This is a genomic window from Vibrio clamense, assembly GCF_050337905.1.
Classification (GTDB): domain Bacteria; phylum Pseudomonadota; class Gammaproteobacteria; order Enterobacterales; family Vibrionaceae; genus Vibrio; species Vibrio cortegadensis.
In genome coordinates this window covers 349,491-369,800 of sequence record NZ_JAKJTJ010000021.1, presented here as the reverse complement: position 1 = coordinate 369,800, position 20,310 = coordinate 349,491, and the positions used below count along the sequence as shown (strand labels likewise).

16 protein-coding genes are annotated in these 20,310 nt (G+C 43.7%); 7 read left to right on the top strand and 9 right to left on the bottom strand.

Annotated elements, in window-relative coordinates:
• Positions 1-1,403, bottom strand: a 1,403-nt coding sequence (locus L4C39_RS09365) for a VCBS domain-containing protein (protein WP_429745515.1), incomplete at its 3' end; no start/stop codon positions are given.
• A 315-nt stretch (positions 1,404-1,718) separates the two neighbouring features.
• Between L4C39_RS09365 and L4C39_RS09360 the strand changes: the two genes are divergently transcribed.
• Together L4C39_RS09360 and L4C39_RS09355 are read left to right on the top strand one after the other, a co-directional pair.
• A complete protein-coding gene (locus tag L4C39_RS09360; protein ID WP_489686398.1) occupies positions 1,719-3,029 on the top strand; it encodes a TolC family outer membrane protein in 1,311 nt (436 codons plus the stop codon).
• Positions 3,030-3,079: 50 nt separating this feature from the next.
• A complete protein-coding gene (locus L4C39_RS09355) occupies positions 3,080-3,640 on the top strand; it encodes an OmpA family protein (protein WP_371711104.1) in 561 nt (186 codons plus the stop codon).
• Between the two features lie 89 nt (positions 3,641-3,729).
• Here the strand turns inward: L4C39_RS09355 and nhaA are convergent, their stop codons facing one another.
• From nhaA to L4C39_RS09330, 5 genes are all read right to left on the bottom strand, one after another.
• A complete protein-coding gene (gene nhaA / locus L4C39_RS09350; RefSeq protein ID WP_113796044.1) occupies positions 3,730-4,875 on the bottom strand; it encodes a Na+/H+ antiporter NhaA in 1,146 nt (381 codons plus the stop codon).
• A gap of 470 nt (positions 4,876-5,345) precedes the next feature.
• Positions 5,346-6,425 (bottom strand): lipocalin-like domain-containing protein, encoded by a 1,080-nt coding sequence (locus L4C39_RS09345; protein WP_429745534.1) that lies wholly within the window; start codon positions 6,423-6,425, stop codon positions 5,346-5,348.
• A 141-nt stretch (positions 6,426-6,566) separates the two neighbouring features.
• Complete coding sequence (locus L4C39_RS09340) at positions 6,567-9,020, bottom strand: ABC transporter permease (RefSeq protein WP_017051781.1); 2,454 nt, start codon at positions 9,018-9,020, stop codon at positions 6,567-6,569.
• Positions 9,001-9,672 (bottom strand): ABC transporter ATP-binding protein, encoded by a 672-nt coding sequence (locus L4C39_RS09335; protein WP_017051782.1) that lies wholly within the window; start codon positions 9,670-9,672, stop codon positions 9,001-9,003. The genes L4C39_RS09340 and L4C39_RS09335 overlap by 20 nt, the downstream gene beginning before the upstream one ends.
• A gap of 122 nt (positions 9,673-9,794) precedes the next feature.
• Complete coding sequence (locus tag L4C39_RS09330) at positions 9,795-11,177, bottom strand: MATE family efflux transporter (RefSeq protein ID WP_429745532.1); 1,383 nt, start codon at positions 11,175-11,177, stop codon at positions 9,795-9,797.
• 125 nt (positions 11,178-11,302) lie between these two features.
• Here L4C39_RS09330 and L4C39_RS09325 point away from each other — a divergent pair, with 125 nt between their 5' ends.
• Entirely contained in the window at positions 11,303-12,748 is a 1,446-nt protein-coding gene (locus L4C39_RS09325) for a DUF2867 domain-containing protein (RefSeq protein WP_429745510.1), read from the top strand.
• A gap of 214 nt (positions 12,749-12,962) precedes the next feature.
• On the opposite strand, the gene L4C39_RS09320 is transcribed toward L4C39_RS09325, so the two are convergent.
• The 3 genes from L4C39_RS09320 to rsuA all read right to left on the bottom strand — a co-directional run bounded on the left by L4C39_RS09320 (position 12,963) and on the right by rsuA (position 15,748).
• The gene (locus L4C39_RS09320) at positions 12,963-13,622 is read right to left on the bottom strand and encodes a DUF2913 family protein (protein WP_017051785.1); all 660 of its coding nucleotides are present in this window, start codon (positions 13,620-13,622) and stop codon (positions 12,963-12,965) included.
• Positions 13,622-14,866 carry a Bcr/CflA family multidrug efflux MFS transporter gene (locus tag L4C39_RS09315; RefSeq protein ID WP_429745508.1) on the bottom strand — a complete coding sequence of 415 codons (1,245 nt, stop codon included), beginning with the start codon at positions 14,864-14,866 and terminating at the stop codon, positions 13,622-13,624. The genes L4C39_RS09320 and L4C39_RS09315 overlap by 1 nt, the downstream gene beginning before the upstream one ends.
• A gap of 186 nt (positions 14,867-15,052) precedes the next feature.
• Positions 15,053-15,748, bottom strand: a complete 696-nt coding sequence (gene rsuA, locus L4C39_RS09310; protein WP_429745505.1) for a 16S rRNA pseudouridine(516) synthase RsuA — start codon at positions 15,746-15,748, stop codon at positions 15,053-15,055.
• 135 nt (positions 15,749-15,883) lie between these two features.
• Between rsuA and radD the strand changes: the two genes are divergently transcribed.
• The 4 genes from radD to L4C39_RS09290 all read left to right on the top strand — a co-directional run bounded on the left by radD (position 15,884) and on the right by L4C39_RS09290 (position 20,219).
• On the top strand, positions 15,884-17,626 hold the full coding sequence (gene radD, locus L4C39_RS09305; protein ID WP_371710979.1) for a DNA repair helicase RadD: 1,743 nt from the start codon (positions 15,884-15,886) through the stop codon (positions 17,624-17,626).
• Between the two features lie 113 nt (positions 17,627-17,739).
• Positions 17,740-18,135 (top strand): PepSY domain-containing protein, encoded by a 396-nt coding sequence (locus L4C39_RS09300; protein WP_017053732.1) that lies wholly within the window; start codon positions 17,740-17,742, stop codon positions 18,133-18,135.
• 37 nt (positions 18,136-18,172) lie between these two features.
• A complete protein-coding gene (locus L4C39_RS09295; RefSeq protein ID WP_017053731.1) occupies positions 18,173-18,832 on the top strand; it encodes a response regulator transcription factor in 660 nt (219 codons plus the stop codon).
• A 34-nt stretch (positions 18,833-18,866) separates the two neighbouring features.
• Positions 18,867-20,219: an ATP-binding protein gene (locus tag L4C39_RS09290; RefSeq protein WP_429745502.1), complete on the top strand. Its 1,353-nt coding sequence runs from the start codon at positions 18,867-18,869 to the stop codon at positions 20,217-20,219.
• Positions 20,220-20,310: the final 91 nt, after the last annotated feature.

The window sequence follows — 20,310 nt, the reverse complement described above, 5'->3', positions numbered from 1 at the left end:
CCGTTAATGGTGATGGTGACCACATGCTCGGTCCCATCGGTGGCACTGACGGTGTAAATTTCGGTGACGGTTTCACCTTCGTCCAGATATTGCACCGCGTTGTTGTCGACGGTGTAGGTCCAGTCGCCATCGGCGTCGATCACTAAGCTGCCGAGCGCCGCGGCATTGGTGGAGCCTGTCGGTGTGAACACCCCGTTCGGGTTGAACTCCGGATTGTCATTGGCGTCCACATCGCTGATGGTCAAGCTGCCTTCGCTGACCAAGGTGTCGGCCAGCGTCACGTCCACGTCTTCGGTGACGCTGCCTTCATCGCTGTCCCCTTCACCCACAGTGATGTCGGACGGATCTTCTGCGCCGTTAATGGTGATGGTGACGGTTGTTTCCGTTACTCCATCAGCATTTAGTACAGTAAAGACATCATCTATTGATTCGCCCTGATCTAACTCTTGAATCGCAACCTGGCTATTATTGGCGAAATACTCCCAGTTACCATCTTCATCAACAGAAAGACTGCCGTAGAGACCAACAATATCAGCAGCAACAAACTTATCTTCCCCGCCGTCTCCGCCAGTCCCAGGTTCCAAAATACCACTCGCTGACAAGGTACCCTCGACAACATCTACATCTTCAGTGACGCTGCCTGTATCTGCGACCAACTCTGGTACATCATCAGTACCATTGATTGTGACGGTAATCGTGGTCTCAGTGTCATCTGTCGTTGAGACGGTAATGGTATCAACGTAACTATCACCAACATTAAGTTCATCGAACGCTTCATTAGCAACAAATGTCCAATTCCCCTCTTCATCAATAGAAAATAAACCATAGTTATTATCACCTGGCTGATTTTCTATTGGTAAAAATGAAACTTCCTCAATATCTACATCCACAGCTCCCCCGGTCTCTATTGGGGCATCCGTTTCATCGACTTCAACATTTTCATCGCCTGAAATTATCGCAAATGCTTCAACCAGAAGTTCACCTAAAGCTAAGCTTTGTAATTCAGTTAAGCCTTGAGCCTCAAGACCAGACGTTTCAAAATTAGTGAACGCAAGGGTCTCAGCACCTGTTCGTTCTATATCGCCAGAACCAGTCGGACTTGACCCTATTTCGCCACCAGCCGCTGTCGCGAAATCTTCATTCTGAGTGGGGTCTTCTCCCTGTTCAATTTGAGCTAAAACTTGTGCTATTTCATCATCGATATTGATATTCTGAGGCAGCGCATTGTCTCCAATCAGCTGAGCTTCAATATTGACATCGTCAGGTTCTCCATTATCAATTGAAACAACTAGCTCGCCGGGTAGTGGTTTTTCTCCAGGTTCTAATTGCTTCAACTGACCTAGCCCATCTAATACAATCAGACCACTTGCCGCTGCTATATAATTAAGAGTCGTGGATTTCATGAGTTGATCCCTTCCGTCACTAAGAGTGTGCTCAAATATGTCTTATATCTGAATAAACATCGCACCTTTTGCATCTTATAAAACTAGTCGCCACACTAGTAACATTCAACTCAATAACAACCCTTAAAACCCATCAAACTCCAAGATGTCAATTTATAAGGGAATTTAATTTTAAAAAATTTGATAAATTTCTCGTTTTTCTCACTCTATAAACTAAGCTTGCTGATAATAAAGTCGCATTTTGATACTAGAGCGATCACACACTTTAGGTTGATCGACTGCATTTTTAGCGAGAAAAGAAAGAGGAGAATGACCTTGAAATGGACCAATCTCAATCTAATTAGTTGCTTGATTGTGTCGAGTTTTACCGCAAATAGCCAAACATTAGAGCAGGCAGTTGCGTATACTCTTGCAACCAATCCACAAATAAAAAGTGTGTTTAACGAATACATCAGTCTACGTAAAGACAACGATGCAACAAAAGGAGACTATAGGCCGAGTATCTATCTAGATGCTGGTATTGGCTATGAAAGGATTAACCCCGCTCAACAGAATGATCCAACCACCGATCTAACACGTAAAGAAGCGACGATTTCGCTTACACAACTTATTTGGGATGGTTCAGCTACGCTAAACAACATTGATCGAACCGCTGCCGATGCTGAATCGGTGCGATTGCAACTATTAGCGGACGCTGAAAATAAAGCACTCAATGTTACCCAAATATATTTAGATGCGGTGAAAGCGAGTGAAGTTCTCGCTCTTTCTGAAAGTAACCTCGCGACTCACAAAGAGATCTATAAAGATATTAAACGCCGTGCAGAATCAGGATTAGGATCGACAGCAGACCTGTCTCAGGTTGAAGCTCGAATAGCCAAGGCTCACGGAAACTTACTTGCTGCGCAGAACAACTTAATCGATACCCATACCCAATTTAAACGAGAAGTGGGCCAAGCACCTTTAGGACTTATCTATCCTAGAGCTGATATTTCCAAACTCCCTCTTGCTTTAACTGAAGCCATCGATTTTGCTTTCGAAAAACACCCTGTCATTAAAGTCGCTAATGCTGATATCGATTCTGCTCGCTTCCAATATGAGCAATCGAAAGGCAATAATTACCCTACCCTCTCTTTTGAAGCTTCGCAGACATGGCGTGATGATGCTGGCGGTGATGAAGGGCGAAGTGACGAAACTCTAGCGATGCTTAGACTCCGATATAATCTCTACAACGGAGGATCAGACAGCGACCGTAGTGAATCTGCCGCATACCAATTGAACAAAGCAAAAGATCTACGAGATACAGCATTCCGACAAGTAGAAGAAGGGCTTCGTCTATCTTGGAGTGCGCTTGATTTGACCTTGCAACAGAAAAACTTTTTGGCGGATCATGTAGATTCTGCCTCTCAGACCGTGATTGCTTACGAAAAACAGTATCGAATCGGTCAACGTACATTGCTTGATCTCCTCAATACTGAAAATGAACTATTTGAAGCGAGAAAAGATTACCTCGATGCGCACTATTCCGAGCAATATGCAAAGTATAGAGTGATGAATGCCACTGGGAGCCTACTGGATGCTTTACTGGTAGATATACCTGAAGAGTGGACGAAAGAGATGGAGTACTAACTATGAAATTTATCCTTGTAGTCCCGAGCTTAGTTCTGTCCATTTCAACCATGGTTTGGGCTGAGCAAGACTACCCCTACATAGATACACCAACAGCCGTTCAAGTTTCAGATTTACAAGATGACGACCGAGATGGTGTCGTGAACGCTCGTGATATTTGCCCTGGAACGCCAAGAGAATCACAAGTCGATAATGATGGCTGTGGAGAACTCATGCGCTCAGAGGAGGTAAGGCAACTCAAGATTCTCTTTGCTCATAACTCTTTTGAGATAAACCCAATTTTTTCAGAACAAATCCGTACGATGGCGGAGTTTTTAAAAACCTATAAAACGGCGTCAATTGAGATCCAAGGTTACGCCAGTAAAATCGGGTCACCAGAATACAACCTCGAACTTTCAAAGAAACGAGCGAACAATGTTCAAAAACGGCTTATCTCCTATGGCATAACCAGAGACCGCGCTCGTATCGTTGGGTATGGTGAATCCAAACTAGAGAGTCAAGGTGATGATCCAACATCCCATGCAATCAACCGAAAAGTTACTGCGACCGTTGTTGGCCTTAAAGAAGCGGTGATTGAAGAGTGGACGATTTTCACCACCATCAAGAAGTAACATTTTTCCGGACTCAGAAATACAACAAAGCCCTCTACATTTAGAGGGCTTGTTTTTTGTCTAGGTTTTTGTCTAGAAGAGCACAACCATTATGCTTTCTTAGGCAATGATAGGCTTAATAGTGCGTAACCCAACACTGCCGCAGTTGTAGATCCCATTAAAATGCCCAACCTTGCGTAAGTATCAAAATCAGCACTCACCGAACCAAATGCAAGTGATGAGATGAATATAGACATGGTAAAACCGATACCACATAGCACTGATACTGCAAATATATGGACAAAGTTAATGCCTTCAGGCAACTTCGCTACGCCAGCTTTTACCGCAATCCAGCTGAAAGTAAAGATACCCAAAGGTTTGCCAACTAACAGCCCCAACGCAATACCTAGTGGCAGCATCGATGTCAGACCGTCCATTGAAACACCTTCCAATGAGATACCTGCGTTAGCAAATGCGAACAGAGGAAGAATTGCAAACGCGACATATGGATGAAGTGCATGCTCAAGATGTTTAAGTGGAGATCGCTCACCTTCATTGCCTTTCAATGGAATAGCAAAGCCTAGAACCACACCAGCAAGCGTCGCGTGAACTCCCGATTTGAGTACACTCACCCATAAAATGAAGCCCACAACTAAATAGATACTTATCTTAGTCACATGTTTGGCATTAAGCATAAAGAGCACGCCAGTCATCGCAAAACCAATCGTTAATGCAATCGTTGACAAGTCACCGCTATAGAAAAGCGCAATGATCACAACAACACCAAGGTCATCGATAATAGCAAGGGCGAGTAGGAAAACTTTCAAACTAACAGGAACACGCTTTCCTAGCAGAGCCATGATACCTAGCGCGAATGCAATATCAGTCGCGGCCGGAATTGCCCAACCTTGCATTGCTTGTGGGTCACCAGAGTTAAACAGTACATAGATCAGTGCAGGTGCCAACATACCGCCCACAGCCGCAATTGCTGGGAATATTGCCGTCTCTTTTGACTTCAGTGCACCTTCAAGTAATTCACGCTTAACTTCAAGACCAATCAAAAAGAAGAAAATCGCCATTAGACCATCATTGATCCAATGCGAAATAGACATGCCGAACACGTAGGTATGAAGAAACTCTTGATAAACACCATTAAACGACGTGTTTGCAATCGTCATTGCAATCGCAGCAGCAATGACTAATAAAATTCCACCAGCTGACTCCATTTTGAAGAAGTCGCGAATGACATCACTCATGATATCGTCCTTATATTTATTATGTTAATAATCTGATAACAAAGAATAGATCTGAGTTTATAGATCACCGACAGTTTGGAATAATCGATTGTTTAGATGTTTAACTTCGGAATTTCCGATGTTTAATAAACAATACAGCGTATATTCCTTAAAGTTACATTTTTATTCATAAGTGGGAGTATAGATTAGAAATGCAACTGAGTGCACCCGATTAATATTTTATCAATCAGAAAGATACGAAAAGTGAAGGATGCGGATAATCATGAAAACACAGGCAGCCCATTCATAATAGGCCGACTGACTCATGAGAGTAGAAAAATAAGATAGAAAAACCACCCTTACCCCTAAAATACAACATACGTGGGCCAGATCTGACGTAATGAGATAAAGCGACGAAGGCTCAGATCATGTAAACAATAATTTCATCAGCGCATTTTGTTCATACGATCTTATTCAGTGAATGCTCGTCACTAGTATCCCGTCAATTGCATGAAGCCTTTTGCCTCATGGGAACCAGAAGCGGACACTGGGCCTTCCCAATATGGAATGACAAAAGGCAGCCACATATCCCTGCGAACCACTTTGGTCATCAATTTAATATTGCTTTCAGGCACCTCTATCGACCACTGTAATGGCAACCTGCGTCCATTCGGCAAAGTGCTGGTATTTAATGGCGAGATCGATATATCTGAATCAGACAAACTTATTACTTTCCCCGATCTATCCGCCAAAGTGCCATACGTATAAGGTAATTGTTGATCATATCGAGATTGAGTCACGCTTAATGTCCGACCATCATCAAGGTCAAACACAAACCAATCCCAACCTCTTCTTCCTTCAGCAAGTAAAGCGCTCCCCCACTCTTTATTCAGCCAAGCTTTGCCTTTAACTGCGAACGCTGGTTGCCCCTCTAAACGAAGTTGTCCTTGAACACTCAAAAATGGAGCACTGAAACTGTAAGAAGCGATAGGCAGTAAATCATGCTTAATTTGATAGCCTTTATCTCCATTTAAGACATAAGGTCCTATGGTCTTAGATGTCAATACCATGCCAAACTCATCTGACTGAACATCTAACAAACCAGGAAAGGGCGTAGAACTTAATGAGCGCCAACTCCAGTTATCTAACCAGATCCTAAAAGGACGATTGCGCATTCCTGCCTGGCCAATTCCACCGCGAGCCAAACGCTGCTCTTTCCACGTTTTTGTTCCAGAGCTAATAACAACATTGGCGATATATAGCTGTGGACTTTGCCAGCCAGACGTTTCCCTTTCATCTGTGGCAACCCTAAAGTAGCTCCACTGGATCCCATACTCTTGACCCTCAGCATCCACAACACTTGCAAAGTAGTGCCACCACTCATGCTGAAAGTCGGGATGAAGTTGAAAGTCTGCTGGTAGTTTAACTGCTTTATCTGGAAGCACTGGGTCGTAAACCTTTCGCTCTTCACTATGAAATAACGGGCTTACGTTACTTGCTTTAGTTTCATTTGAGGAGTCAAAAAATGAAAAATAGACACCACAAGCTAAAAGAATCATAACAAACAGCATCACAGAGGCCGTGATAATGCGACTAGAATGGTGGTGACGACCTAGATCTTGAACGCGTAACTCACCTGAGTCCGACTTCTGACCAGAATGTGTAGTCTGACTAGAGTGCTTCGTCGTATCCGAAACTTTTCTGTTTTTCATTTACAACGCATCTCTTAGTGAACTGATCGGTGTATTACGAACCATTCGAAGAACAGGTAGCGCACCTGCAACAATTAGCGATAACATCGCCCAAGCAAAAGTTTGCATATATTCCCAAGGAATCACCTGTAACTCCAAAGACCAACCAAAGGATTGCTTGATGATAATATCCACAATTAAGTTAGCTAGTGCGAGTCCTAGAGGCATCGCAATTATCGCCGAAATCAAACCGAATACCACCAGTTGCAAGCTCCCCATGGCGATCAACTCTTTCCCTGACATACCCAAACAGCGGAGTAAAGAAATATGACGCTGCCTTGAAACTTCTCCAGCTAAGGTCGAGAAGAAAATGCCGAATACCGCGATCACCAGTGTGATGTTGCCTAAAGTGTCAGCAATAGCAAAAGTGCGATCAAAAACTCTCATGGCCTGACTATGAATGCTGCCATTATCAAAAACACGTTCAGAACTCATCCTAAACACACTCTCTAAACGACGCTTAAGACCCAATGCATTCACATTATCCTCTAGCACGACGCCAAGAGCGACATTGCCGCTACCAGCAAAGGAGTTCAACCAATTGCGATGTGACATCATCACTTGGTGATACGGGTTGCCATAATCATAATACACTCCAACCACTTGCCATTTTTTGCCAAGCCTTTCGCCTAAATCGATGTAGTCACCCGGTCTGATGTCTAATTTCAATGACATGGACTCACTGATCATCACACCTTTCGACTGATGCAATTGGTACCAATAATTTGGGATCCCTAGTTTAACGGTTAAGGCATCAAGCTCACCTTCTGAAGAGCCGGAGCTCACGACCTGTATAGGGCCACCAGCCGTTGACACATCTTTTTCCCAACGCCACCAAACCGTATCAACTTCAGGCTGAGCAGTAAGCCAAGTACTCATTCGCGCCGCCGAATTATTGCTTGGGTAGATATAAACATCCGCCGCTAATCGCTGGCTTAACCACTTATCCGTCGTATCACGGAAACTGCCTACCATGGTTTCAACGCCAATATTTGCAGTTAAAGCAAGCATAAACGCCATCGTTGCTACCCCACGATAACTCATACTCGCAGCTGCATCAGCAAAGAACCAACGAGCTTTAACCCAGCGTAAAGAGTAAGACAGCGCGTTAAACAGTTTCCAAATGATGTATGGCGTGAATAAAGCGACACTCACAAGCATCAGACCAATTATCGCAAAACCTGTTTCTTGAGTTTTAGGCGCTTGGTACACCGCAATCGCAGCGACACAAAACGCACAGGCGATCAACGCTTGCCAACTAAATTCCGTACCAGCAAAGCGAACCAGTGATAAACGCGATGTTAGACGAATAGGCTGTGATTTAAGTAAGCGAATCAAAGGCCAGCTACAAGCAATGAACGCCCCAAATGATGCCATCGCTAGGCTATATAAACTTGTTCTCCAACCCCACGTTATCGATAAACCTACATTTGCATCGTAGAGATCACCCAAGCTAGCCGATACGGCAGGGATAAGCTGATTAGCAAGGAGTAAGCCGAGTACATTACCGCAAAGCCAGCTAATGAGGACCAACAAAACCAACTCAAAAGAGAGCGCTTTTGCCAATTGCCAACCTGACACGCCAATTTGGCGTAATGTTCCGACAAGAGGCTGACGCTGGATAAAAGAAAGCGACATGGCTTGATAGAATATGAACAATCCAACGACAAAAGAGAGCATCCCCATCGCTGATAAATTCATATGAAAAGCATTCGTTAATGACTCAAGTTCCGCTTTTGTACTACGCGAGATCGCCATGCCATTGGGTAATAGGGATCTTAACGCTTGCAACTTTTTCGCTGGCATTTCACCACAAGCAATAACAGACAGCCCAGAGCTTCGTTTTAGCATACGAAGTAATGACAGATCAGCGACGACTTTGGTGCCATGGAGTTGATTTTTTCTATCTATGGTGATGGGCCCAAGCTTTGAACCATCATTCAACTCTATGTATGAATTTTCTGACCAGCTCATATGTTTCGCAAATTGCTGACTCACAAGCAGCGGATAAGGCGGCTTCATCAAGCTTAACGTGGTCAAATCTTCTAAGTGAATATCATCTTTGAACTGCATCATCGCAATAGGATCGACCCCCATCAGCATCAAGCTGGTACCATTGCTGGTTGTTAAGCGATGATTATCAAAAGGCGCACATTGGTTAAAGCCTTTTCTGCGGAGTTGAATATAAAACCCTTGTGGGATCTTATTTGCGTTGTGCTTTGGGCGAATACGGTAAGGAAGAGGGTTTGAAAAAAGTTTCTCACCATTCGCGTAGCTCTGTTTTGCATGATCATTAATTGCCGTAACACCCACCAAAAGTGATACGCCAAGAGTAAGACCAAGCCAAACTAGAATGATTTGTAAAGGATACCGACGGTAGTGACCTAGTAGCGCCTTAACTACGGGCCATAACATGCAATTGCCCTCCTTGAAGGCGAACGCGCCCTTCCATGTGTTGAGCAACTTTTTCACTGTGAGTGACAAGTAGTAGCGTACAATTTAGCTGACGAGTAAGTGAGGTTAATAAACGCATTACCGCTTCCGCATTACGTTCATCAAGGCTACCCGTTGGTTCATCTGCCAGTAGTAACTGAGGCTCCATATATAAAGCCCTTGCAATCGCAGCTCTCTGTTGCTGACCACCAGAGACCTCTTCTGGGTAACGCCCTAAAAGTGCCATCAGATCCAATGCAGATAAAATCTGACGCCATAGAGCTTTGTCTTCAGGTAGGCCTTTTAATTGACGGCAAAAGCGGATGTTGTCGGCAATATTAAGCGTTGGGAGCAAGTTGAACTGTTGGAATATATTACCAATATTATTACGACGAAAAGCGGTACGGTTAAACTCAGAAGCACTGTGCATTTGCAAATGAGGGAACTCAATTTCACCAGAGTCTACCGTATCGAGACCAGCAATAAGGTTAAGTAAAGTGCTCTTTCCTGAACCACTTTCTCCCATTAAAGCAACTTGATCCCCTTGATTTAAGTGAAGCTCTGCCCCTTGCAGTACAGGGTGAAATTCCCCCCCATCTACATAGCCTTTGCACAGGTCCGACAGTCTTAACATTAAATCACCACATGAACTCTAAATTGGATTCAGAATCTACACTAATTCCTTGTTAGTAGGAAGTGTTTTGAAGTACAGATCACAATATACGCATCCCATTGCAGCATCAATAATTCACATGTCTAATTTTCAATCAAATTTTTCATCCACTTCTTGCTTTTCATCCTATAAAGTGAACCGCCCCATTTCACCACTTCTTCTGTGAGAAACAGCACATAAATCCACTCCGGAGACATCCCTAGCTTGATAGCCGCAAAAGCAGCCAGCGGAATACCGATCAACCATTGGGCGATGAGATCTTGATACAAGCAAAACTTCACATCACCACCCGCTCTCAGTACTCCAACGATCACCACCATAGGAACGGAGCGAAGGACAATACCGAAACTTAAGATAACAATGAATTTTTCGGCCATTTCCCTTGTTTCAGGGGTCAGCGCAGAGAAAGCGTTTAAAATCGGGATCTGAATAAAGAAGAGCAAGATAGCCACACAAACACCAACGATGATGTTTAAACAAGTTAAACCCAGCGCCTGGTAATACACGGCATCGTATTTTTTAGCACCTAGCTGGTTGCCGACTAACACTGACGCGGCATTCGATAGACCGATGAGCAAGCTTAGTGAGATCGACTCAACAGGCGTCATGACAGAGAGTGCAGCAAGGCCTTGAACACCACTTTGTCCCATAATGGCATGGTACGCGAATAAACCACCAGCCCACGCAAGAAAGTTGAACGTTGTCGGCATTGATAATTTTAAGAAGCGAACAATATTGTCCCAATAACACGCGGCTTTTATGTCATTCATACCAAAAGCGAGAAGATGCTTCTTGCTATATAAGTAACCATATAAACACACCACTTCTATTGCGCTGCTCAACACCGTCGCGATTGCTGCACCGGTGATCCCCATAGCTGGGAATCCAAACTTACCGAAAATAAGCACCCAGTTGAGGAAGACGTTCGACAGGATTCCGATTCCACTAAAAAAGGTACTAATCCCCGGCTTGTGCATCGCACGTAAACCTACCGCCATACTGCTCACACAAGCCACTGCTATCATGCTAAACGATGTGATAACAATATAGTCACGACCCAGTTGCTTAACTTCATTCGAATCGGTGGTCAGTGACATAATCTGAGTTGGAAATAAGACAAAAAAGACGATGGTCAATAGAGCAAAACCCACCGCAATCATCCAAGTCAGGGCGGTACTTTCCCTAACGCCTTTTTTATCTCCTGCGCCCCAGAACTGAGCCGTTAATAGTGCGCCTCCAGTGTTTACACCCACTAACATTATGGTTGTAACAAACATGGCTCGGCTCGCCACACCCACCGCGGCAATATCCGCTTCACCTAGCTGTCCCAGCATAAGTACATCCACCAAACCTCGGCTTGAGAACATAATACTCTGAAGGGCAATAGGTAATGCAATCGCAATTAAGCGGCGTAAAAAATCACCTTTGGTATGGAAAATTATTTGAGAGACAAGAGCCAAGAACATCACCTTTAATAAACAAAAACCGAGTAATCGTAACCAAATCACAACATATTGATAGAACTCGATAATAATCTGATACTATAGCCCTTAGTGCATATTTCGACCACTAAAAAGGCTGATGGATGAGCATGAAAAAAATTCTTATATTAGGTGCGTCAGGCTACATTGGATCACAACTAATCCCGAAGTTACTAGCAGAGGGCCATCTTGTCACGGCCGCAGCTCGTCATATCGATTATCTCAAACAGAGAACCGCTCCCCACCCTAGCCTTACGATGCATTATCTAGATTTAGCGGATAAGGATGAGACCGATAAGCTTGTTGATGATTTCGATCTTGTCTTCTTCCTCGTTCACGGGATGGCAGAGGGACACGACTTCATCGAATATGAACTACAACTTGCGGAGAACTTTTCTCAAGCTCTGCTTAATAGCCGAGTCAAACATGTTATTTACCTAAGCGCACTCCAGCCGCAAACGGGGAATTCTGAACATTTATTAGCAAGAAAGAAGACAGGTAAGATCATTCGACTTAGTGGTATACCCGTGACTGAGCTTCGCGCTGGCGTCATTATTGGGCCAGGTTCCGCTGCTTTTGAAATTATGCGCGACTTTGTTTACAACCTCCCTCTAATGATCGCGCCCAAATGGGTTGATTCAAAAGCAAACCCCATTGCCCTACCTAACCTCAATCATTACCTATTAGAATTAGCGAAAGCATCACCGAGAGAGTCTCAAACATTTGAAGTCGGTGGGCCCGATGTATTGAGCTACCGCGAGCAATTTAAAGTGATCTGCCAGGCGGTCAAAAAGCCACTCCGTTTATGGTCTACCGCTCTCCTTACTCCTAAAATGGCCTCATATTGGCTTAGCTTAGTCACTTCCGTCCCCTCTAATATTGGCAAAGCGCTGCTGGCCGGACTGGAACACGACTACATTGCCGACGCTCAGCCAATACGCAAACTATACCCGCAAGATCTTATTTCTTATGAAGACGCAGTAAGGGAGACAATTAAACAAGAAGGTACATTTGTCCGCAGTAATGTATGGGGATTTGAACCCGCAGCCTTACAACGCTGGCAGCCTGGTTACGGCTATTACCCTAAACAAGCTGGGGCAAGTGCACATACTCAGTTATCGAGCGAGCAACTATGGGAAGTTGCACAAAAAATAGGAAGCAAAGAAGAGGGGTACTTTTTTGCTAATGGGTTATGGCGTACACGGGAATGGCTCGACATCTTCTTTGGCGGTCAGAGGCCGATACGTCGTTCTCCTGAAGGGCCTGAATTAAAAGTGGGTGATTTTATTGACTCTTGGAAAGTGATTCGCTGTGAAAAAAATCAGTTTCTTTCTCTATTTTTTGGGATGAAAGGACCCGGTTTAGGACGTCTTGAGTGCACCATCACTGATCATGGTGACTATAGAGAGGTGAACTTAACCGCTTGGTGGCATCCGCAAGGATTTTTAGGATTACTCTACTGGTTTGCCATGATGCCTGCCCATCTATTTATTTTTAGAGGCATGGTAAAGGCTATCTGTAAAAAGGCCTCCGGTAAACAAACGGAGAAGAGCTAATTCACCATAGACATGCACGAACAGCTAGACATGCACGAGCAGCTAGACATACACAAACTATTAGGCATACACAAACAATGAGACATGCCGTGTAAACAGTCGATAGCTGAAAACAGAAAATAAAAATGCCCCTTTGAAGCCTTACCAATAAAGCTCAAAAGAGGCATTATAATTCAACGATTAAAACGAATCTGCTAACCGATGACCCAATCAATTAACCAATGACGCTAATCGGAATTTCAGCTAATTCAACGCCGTGATTTCCAGGGTAAACAATATACTCACCATGGTATTTGACCAATGATTTGTAGTCAGTACGTTTGTGCAGCATGAAACCAGCTTCTGCGGCCATCTCAATAAACTTCGCGTGATTGCCACGAACAAACCAATTCATTGGTCGTGCCATGATTTCACCGTCAAAAGAGTCATCACATTGATCAGCACACATCGCGAAAGAGTCTGCGCCATCCGTAAAGAACTGAATCTTCTCACCATTAGTTAGCACTTCTGTATTCGTTACACACCAACCCGCTTCATCCATTTTATCGATGAACGCTTCAACATCGCTGTCTTTTAATGGTTTAGTGTCGTCACCTTGTGGAAACATCTTTCCGTAGAAGGCCGAAATACGTTTGAACGTAAACAGAAGATCGGATTGGTTACCTTTAGAACGACCCGATTTTTGCCAGCGAATCATGTCGCTGCTAATACACTTATTAAACACTTTGGTTTTAATGTTTTTCGTTACCCAACGAACCAGAAAGTGGTTATTTGCAACAGGAGCATTGACCAACTTTCCGCTTTCGTGTTCCGCTGCCATCTCTTCTAATGCAGCGTTTACTAATGCTTGAATTTCAATATGGTATTTCGACATTATGCCTTTTTCCCTAATGTCCAATATAACAATGCTGACAGCACAGAGCAGGCTGTCATCACCAAAATCATTGGTACTGCGGTTGTGGATGGGAACATTGCCACCAAAGCACCTACAGCAGAACCAGTACCGAAACGAAGTGTTCCAGCTAACGAAGAAGCAGTACCCGCCATTTTCGGATAACCGCTAAGTAATAACCCCATAGAATTACTACCGATTGTTGAGAGTGTTCCGATGAATAGAACGACAAATGGAACAATTCCCCACAACCCAAGATCGAGCGCCCAGCCCGCAAATAGGCCAACACCCGCTAACAGCTGAATGGTTAAAGCAAAGCGCAGCATATTATGTGAGCCCACTTTTTTCACCATGCGACCATTAATGCTCGTCATCAAAATCATCGCAATGATATTCATTCCAAACAGATAACCAAAGTGATCAGGTCGTACGCCATAAATATCAATATAGACGAATGCGCCAGCGGTCAAGAAAGCAAACATCCCGGCAAAAGAGAATGCACCTGAAAATATCAGCCCCATTGCCACTGGATTCTTAAATAACCGAGCGTAATTACGAATGGTGGTTCTAAAGCGTAATGGTTGTCTCTTCTCTACTGGCAATGTTTCCGGAATTTTCCAGAACACCGCAGCAATCACCATTGCAGCAAAAATCGCGAGCACCCAGAAAATAGAACGCCAACCAAACCACAGAGCCAAATACCCCCCCACCATAGGCGCAACTAACGGCGCGATCGTCATCACTAAGGTAATGAACGACATGGTACGAGCGAAATCTTCACGATCAAACATATCGCGGACCAGAGCTTGTATCACCACAGCAGCCGCTGCTCCCGCAAAGCCTTGCGCGGTTCTAACATAAGTTAGCGCTTCAATACCCGTCGTTGTCGCACTCACTACTGCAGCAATGCCAAAAAAGAGCACACCAATGATAAGCACAGGCCGACGCCCAAAACTGTCGGCCAAAGGGCCATGCAGCAACTGACCAAACGCAAAACCAGCAGTATAAGCTGTTAACGTAATCTGAACCGCACCAGCAGACACGCCAAGATCTTTAGCGATCGTCGGCATTGCTGGCAAATACATATCGATAGCTAAAGGTGTCAGCGCACCAATCGCACCCAAAATTAAAAATAGCAACAACCCTAATTTAGGCGGCTCATTGGGGTTCACGCTTGTCGGCTGAGTATTTCCCTGTGAAATGCTTGGTTCAGTGGTTGTGGTCATAACTCTCCTATGCGGAAGTGGAGGTGATAAGTAGGCGTAAGACTAAGTATTACAAACGAAAACTATCATCAGATATTGCAATAAAAAATAAATCAGAACTTCGAAACTAAAGAAAAGCCACGACCAAATGGGCCATGACTTTAATACGCGAACATGAAAATAAACGTCAGGCTTTAACCTACGCCACTATTTCCAAATAGAATCCGCTTCTTCTTGAGTTAAATAACGGTACTCACCTAACTCTAACTCTTCATCTAATTCAATTTCACCAATTTTTTCACGGTGAAGTGCTTCTACTTTATTACCCAAAGCAGCAAACATACGTTTTACTTGATGGTATTTGCCTTCATGGATAGTCAGTAGCACCTCTTTTTCGGCACGAACTTCGAGATGTGCAGGCAGTGTTGGCTCTTTTTCACTGCGAAGCTCAATACCTTGCTTAAACTTCTCAACATAGTCATCTTCAACAGGTTCAACCAGCCATACGCGGTATGTTTTTTCACATTTACGCTTAGGCGATGTAATGCGGTGAGACCATTGGCCATCATCGGTGATCAGAACTAAACCTGTCGTATCAACATCTAAACGGCCAGCAAAATGAAGTTCGTCCATTTTGATTTCATCAAGCAATTCAAATGCGGTTGGATTAGAACCATCTTCATGTGAACAAACAAAGCCTTCCGGTTTGTATAGCATGATGTAACGAGGGCCTTTCACCGTTATTTCGCGCTCTTGCCACTCAACACAGCACTGCTCTGTTATTTTTACAGAACCGCTTTTTTTCTTCTCGCCATTTACGGTTACTTCGCCTTTTCTAAGAAGGATTGTCGCTTCTCTACGAGTAACACCTAATGAATCACACAAAAATTTATCTAAACGCATGAATACCTCGACTAAATTAAGTCAGGTATTATAGTCTTGTTTTACTCAATAGTTGAGCTATTTCACATTATTTGTGTAAACCGCCGCTGCTCTTATTCTATTTGCTTCATTTGAAAGGTTAATAAACGCATCCCTATGTACACACTTCGCCCTTATCAAGCTGATTCAGTTAAAGCGGTCATCCACTATTTTCGTAAGCACAGCACACCTGCGGTTCTCGTACTGCCCACTGGAGCAGGGAAAAGCTTAGTCATTGCAGAACTCGCTCGTCTCGCTAAAGGACGAGTTTTGGTGATGGCGCACGTAAAAGAATTAGTTGAGCAAAACCACGCGAAATATGAAGGTTATGACTTAAAAGGGGCCATATTCTCGGCGGGTTTAGGTCGTAAAGAGACCGATCAGCAGGTCGTCTTCGCCTCAGTACAATCCGTTGTTAGAAACTTAGACGCTTTTGCGAATCAGTTTTCACTCTTGGTCATTGATGAATGCCATCGCGTACCCGATGAAAAAACAAGCAGCTACCAAAAAGTCATTTCCCACTTAAGAGAGATAAACCCCGGCATTAAAGTGTTAGGCTTGACCGCCACGCCTTATCGCCTAGGCATGGGGTGGTTATACCAATACCATACTCGCGGCCAAGTTCGCTCTGAAGAACCGAGATTTTTCCGTGACTGCATTTTTGAACTGCCGATTCGTTACCTACTTGATGAAGGTTTTTTGACCCCCGCCAGAATGATTGATGCTCCTGTACTCAGTTATGATTTCTCTAAGCTTAAGCCAGCAAACACCGGGCGATATAAAGAAGCGGAACTGGACATGGTCATTGAGCAATCTAAACGCGCCACACCGCAGATTGTCGACCAAATCATTCAACTGGCACAAGACAAACAAGGCATAATGGTATTTGCGGCAACGGTTCGTCACGCGCAGGAGATTTTAGGCCTACTGCCTGCTGGAGAGTCCGCAATTGTCATCGGTGATACTCCTACATTAGAGCGCGATCAGATCATTAATGACTTCAAAAACCGCCATATCAAATTTCTCGTCAATGTTTCTGTGTTAACCACTGGTTTCGATGCGCCTCATGTGGATTTAATCGCTATTTTGCGACCAACAGAATCAATCAGTCTTTATCAGCAAATTGTAGGTCGAGGATTACGCCTATCTGAGGGAAAAACCGAATGTTTAGTACTCGATTATGCAGGCAATAGCTACGACCTTTATCAACCAGAAGTGGGCGATCCAAAACCAGATTCTGAGAGCGAAATCGTCACCATCCCTTGCCCGGCTTGCGGTTTCAATAATAACTTCTGGGGAAAGCTAGACAGTAATGGTTTCCTACTAGAGCATTTTGGACGTCGCTGCCAAGGTTATTTTACCGATGAAGAGACTCAAGAACGGGAGCATTGTGGATACCGGTTCAGAGCTAAATATTGTGGTAACTGCGGAGCAGACAATGACATTGCCGCGCGTATTTGTCATGAGTGCGATGCCACTTTAGTTGACCCTGATAAAAAACTAAAAGAGGCTCTCAACTTAAAAGATGCGTTAGTATTTGAGTGTCTTGAGATGGACTTAAATGTTCATAAAGACTCAACAGGAAAATCTCAGCTTAAAGTCACCTATCTAGGTGAAAACCAAGCTCAAGTTCATGAGTTTTGGCCATTAACCACGAAGAAGCAAAAACAACTGTTTAAAGATCAATTTGTTCGACCTCACCTTGCGGATAGACATCGACCATTTGAAGAGAGTTCACCCACTCGCGTCGTCGCTAACCAACACCGCTTTCGCCCTCCCCAATTTGTGGTAGCAAGAAAGGTCGGACGATTTTGGAAAATGCGCGACAAAATATTTGAAGATGAAATGCAAAGCCGTTAAGTCTACAGATTTAACTTACAAACCACTTATTCACTTTATGTTCATCTATGTTTAATTATACTGAGTATGGAAATATCAACGCTGCCCTATCAGGTTATTGCTTAGGAAATTGTATGAAAAACAAGGCACAACATACGCTTATATCTTGTCTGATTTTATCCATTTTTTCAGGTCCATTAGCATTCGCAAAAGATCATCAAAATGGGCATAACATCGTTCTAGATGAGCATAAAGCAGGGACTCGCGTGGAGATCGATGAAGATCAAGACGAAGTCTACGACGCAGTACAAGCAGGCTTAATTAAACCCTTTTCAGAGCTTTACGCGGCAGTTGAATCTCAATTAAACGGCCGTCTTATCAAAGTCGAATTAGAAGAAGACGACGATGAGTGGGTGTATGAATTGAAATTAGTACATAAAAACAGCGTCATCAAAGTTGAGTACAATGCTGCCACCTTAGAAATGATTGAAATAAAAGGCCGCAACCTTCACGATGTCATTAAGAAATAATCCAAACTGAAATCCAATCCTAAAGAGAAAAACAATAATGAAAATTTTAGTTGTCGAAGATGAACCACGTCTTGGTGAGCAAATAATTGAAACCCTCGAAAATACTGGCTGGGTACCTGAACTTTCACAAGATGGCATTGATGCTTTATACCGCGCCACATCAGAAGAGTGGGACGCGATTGTGCTCGACCTTGGATTGCCAAAACTCGATGGCTTAACGGTTTTAAAAAGTATTCGAGATGAAAATATTAATACTCCGGTAATTATTTTAAGTGCGCGTGACACGCTGACTCAACGTGTTGAAGGTTTGAATGCAGGCGCGGATGATTACTTAACCAAACCGTTTGAAATGATAGAACTGATTGCTCGAATTCGTTCGCAGCTTCGTCGCGCATCTGGCAATGCCTCTCCAATCATGCAAATAGGCGATCTTAGCCTTGATACTCGAAGCTCAAAAGTAATGTGGCAAGGTCAAGCCATGAGCCTTACTGCCCTAGAATATAAAGTGGTCGCTTACTTTATGCATAACCCAGAGAAAGTCATCTCTCGCACCGAATTAGTTGAACATATCTATAAACAAGATTTTGACCGAGATTCAAACACCATCGAAGTATTCATAGGTCGGATCCGTAAAAAAATCGCACCTAAGGTCATCAAAACAGTGCGTGGTTTAGGGTACAGACTCAATGCCAACTAAGCACCACAAAGCTTCTATGCATAACAGAACCTCTATGTATCACAGAACCTCTAAGCAGAGGCTAAAAAATATCAGCCTGAAAAGCCGCCTACTATTGGCGGCTGCCTTATGGCTGTCGGCTATGATTTTGGCCGCAGGACTTGGTATACCGAAACTGGTGAACGATTACTTATTAGAAGACGTTCACAACCAACTTAACCGAAGCATGGATGAGATCACCGCGAACATAGAAGCGGATGATAGTGGCAGTTTATCCATGAGCGCACGCTTATCTGATCCTCGTTTTATTCAACCTTATAGTGGCTTATATTGGACAGCTTCTGCTGAATCACACACTTTACGTTCTCGTTCTCTTTGGGATAAAAGCATACAAGTTGAAAAAACAGGACTGAAGACCATTGCGCGTGGCGCTCAAGATGAGAAGCTGATTTACATCGAACGAGAGATTTATCTCCCTGAGCTTTCGACACCCATTTCCATTTTGATCGGGCTAGATGAAGATCCACTTGAAGAGACCTTACACAGGCTTACTGGTCAGTTATGGGTTATTTTAGGTCTACTGTTTACCGGTGTTTTAATCTTAATTGGAGCACAGGTCAGTTGGTCACTCAGGCCATTGACGAAAATGCAGCAAGAACTTGCGATGTTACGTAGCGGCGATCAGCAAGCGCTGAGTAATAACTACCCTCAAGAAGTTTCTCCGCTGGTGTCTGATCTCAATGCTCTACTATTTCATTACCAAGAACTGCTTGAACGCGCTCGAAACCATGCAGGTAACTTGTCTCACGCACTGAAAACGCCTCTCTCTATTCTAAAAAATGAAATTGATACCTTAGAGTCAGAACCAAAGGCCAAGCTCACCCCTCCCATCAAGCAGATTCAAGATTATATTGATTACCATTTAAGCCGCGCTCGAATGGCGGGATCAATGAATATTCTCGCAGTTAGAACCTCACCCAGTGAGCGTGTCGATGCGATTTCAATGGCGTTCGATAAAGTGTTTGCAGAACGTAATGTCGTGCTCGTGAATGAACTAGATAGTGATCTTTTTGTTAACGTGGATAAAACTGATCTTGATGAAATGGTCGGTAATTTACTCGAGAACGGTTACAAATGGGCTCACTCTATTATCCGCGTTCATGCCGTTCAAACCAGTGACGACAACGCAACCATTATGATTGAAGATGACGGCCCTGGAATTCCAAATGATCAGATAGATCAGGTAATCAAGCGTGGTGTTCGATTAGATGAAACCACAGCGGGAACAGGGCTTGGCTTAAATATCGTCAGTGAAATGGCACACAGTTATCGCGGTTCACTTGAATTGGAAAGAAGTAATATGGGCGGTTTAAAAGCCACTCTCACACTGAAAGTGTCCCAAGACTGATAGAATCATACCTTCCACATGATTAAAGAAGTGACGAAGCCTTACTTCGTCACTTTTGCCAATTTGATGCCTGAAGAACAACGATAGAAAA

What these genes read in the sequence shown, in the direction of transcription:
- L4C39_RS09355 (WP_371711104.1), top strand. Translation starts at nt 3,080, where the DNA reads ATGGTTTGGGCTGAGCAAGACTACCCCTACATAGATACACCAACAGCC.
- rsuA (WP_429745505.1), bottom strand. Translation starts at nt 15,748, where the DNA reads ATGCGTTTAGATAAATTTTTGTGTGATTCATTAGGTGTTACTCGTAGA.
- L4C39_RS09315 (WP_429745508.1), bottom strand. Translation starts at nt 14,866, where the DNA reads ATGACCACAACCACTGAACCAAGCATTTCACAGGGAAATACTCAGCCG.
- L4C39_RS09290 (WP_429745502.1), top strand. Translation starts at nt 18,867, where the DNA reads ATGTATCACAGAACCTCTAAGCAGAGGCTAAAAAATATCAGCCTGAAA.
- L4C39_RS09320 (WP_017051785.1), bottom strand. Translation starts at nt 13,622, where the DNA reads ATGTCGAAATACCATATTGAAATTCAAGCATTAGTAAACGCTGCATTA.
- L4C39_RS09345 (WP_429745534.1), bottom strand. Translation starts at nt 6,425, where the DNA reads ATGCTGTTTGTTATGATTCTTTTAGCTTGTGGTGTCTATTTTTCATTT.
- L4C39_RS09335 (WP_017051782.1), bottom strand. Translation starts at nt 9,672, where the DNA reads ATGTTAAGACTGTCGGACCTGTGCAAAGGCTATGTAGATGGGGGGGAA.
- L4C39_RS09295 (WP_017053731.1), top strand. Translation starts at nt 18,173, where the DNA reads ATGAAAATTTTAGTTGTCGAAGATGAACCACGTCTTGGTGAGCAAATA.
- L4C39_RS09340 (WP_017051781.1), bottom strand. Translation starts at nt 9,020, where the DNA reads ATGTTATGGCCCGTAGTTAAGGCGCTACTAGGTCACTACCGTCGGTAT.
- nhaA (WP_113796044.1), bottom strand. Translation starts at nt 4,875, where the DNA reads ATGAGTGATGTCATTCGCGACTTCTTCAAAATGGAGTCAGCTGGTGGA.
- L4C39_RS09330 (WP_429745532.1), bottom strand. Translation starts at nt 11,177, where the DNA reads ATGTTCTTGGCTCTTGTCTCTCAAATAATTTTCCATACCAAAGGTGAT.
- L4C39_RS09325 (WP_429745510.1), top strand. Translation starts at nt 11,303, where the DNA reads ATGAAAAAAATTCTTATATTAGGTGCGTCAGGCTACATTGGATCACAA.
- radD (WP_371710979.1), top strand. Translation starts at nt 15,884, where the DNA reads ATGTACACACTTCGCCCTTATCAAGCTGATTCAGTTAAAGCGGTCATC.
- L4C39_RS09300 (WP_017053732.1), top strand. Translation starts at nt 17,740, where the DNA reads ATGAAAAACAAGGCACAACATACGCTTATATCTTGTCTGATTTTATCC.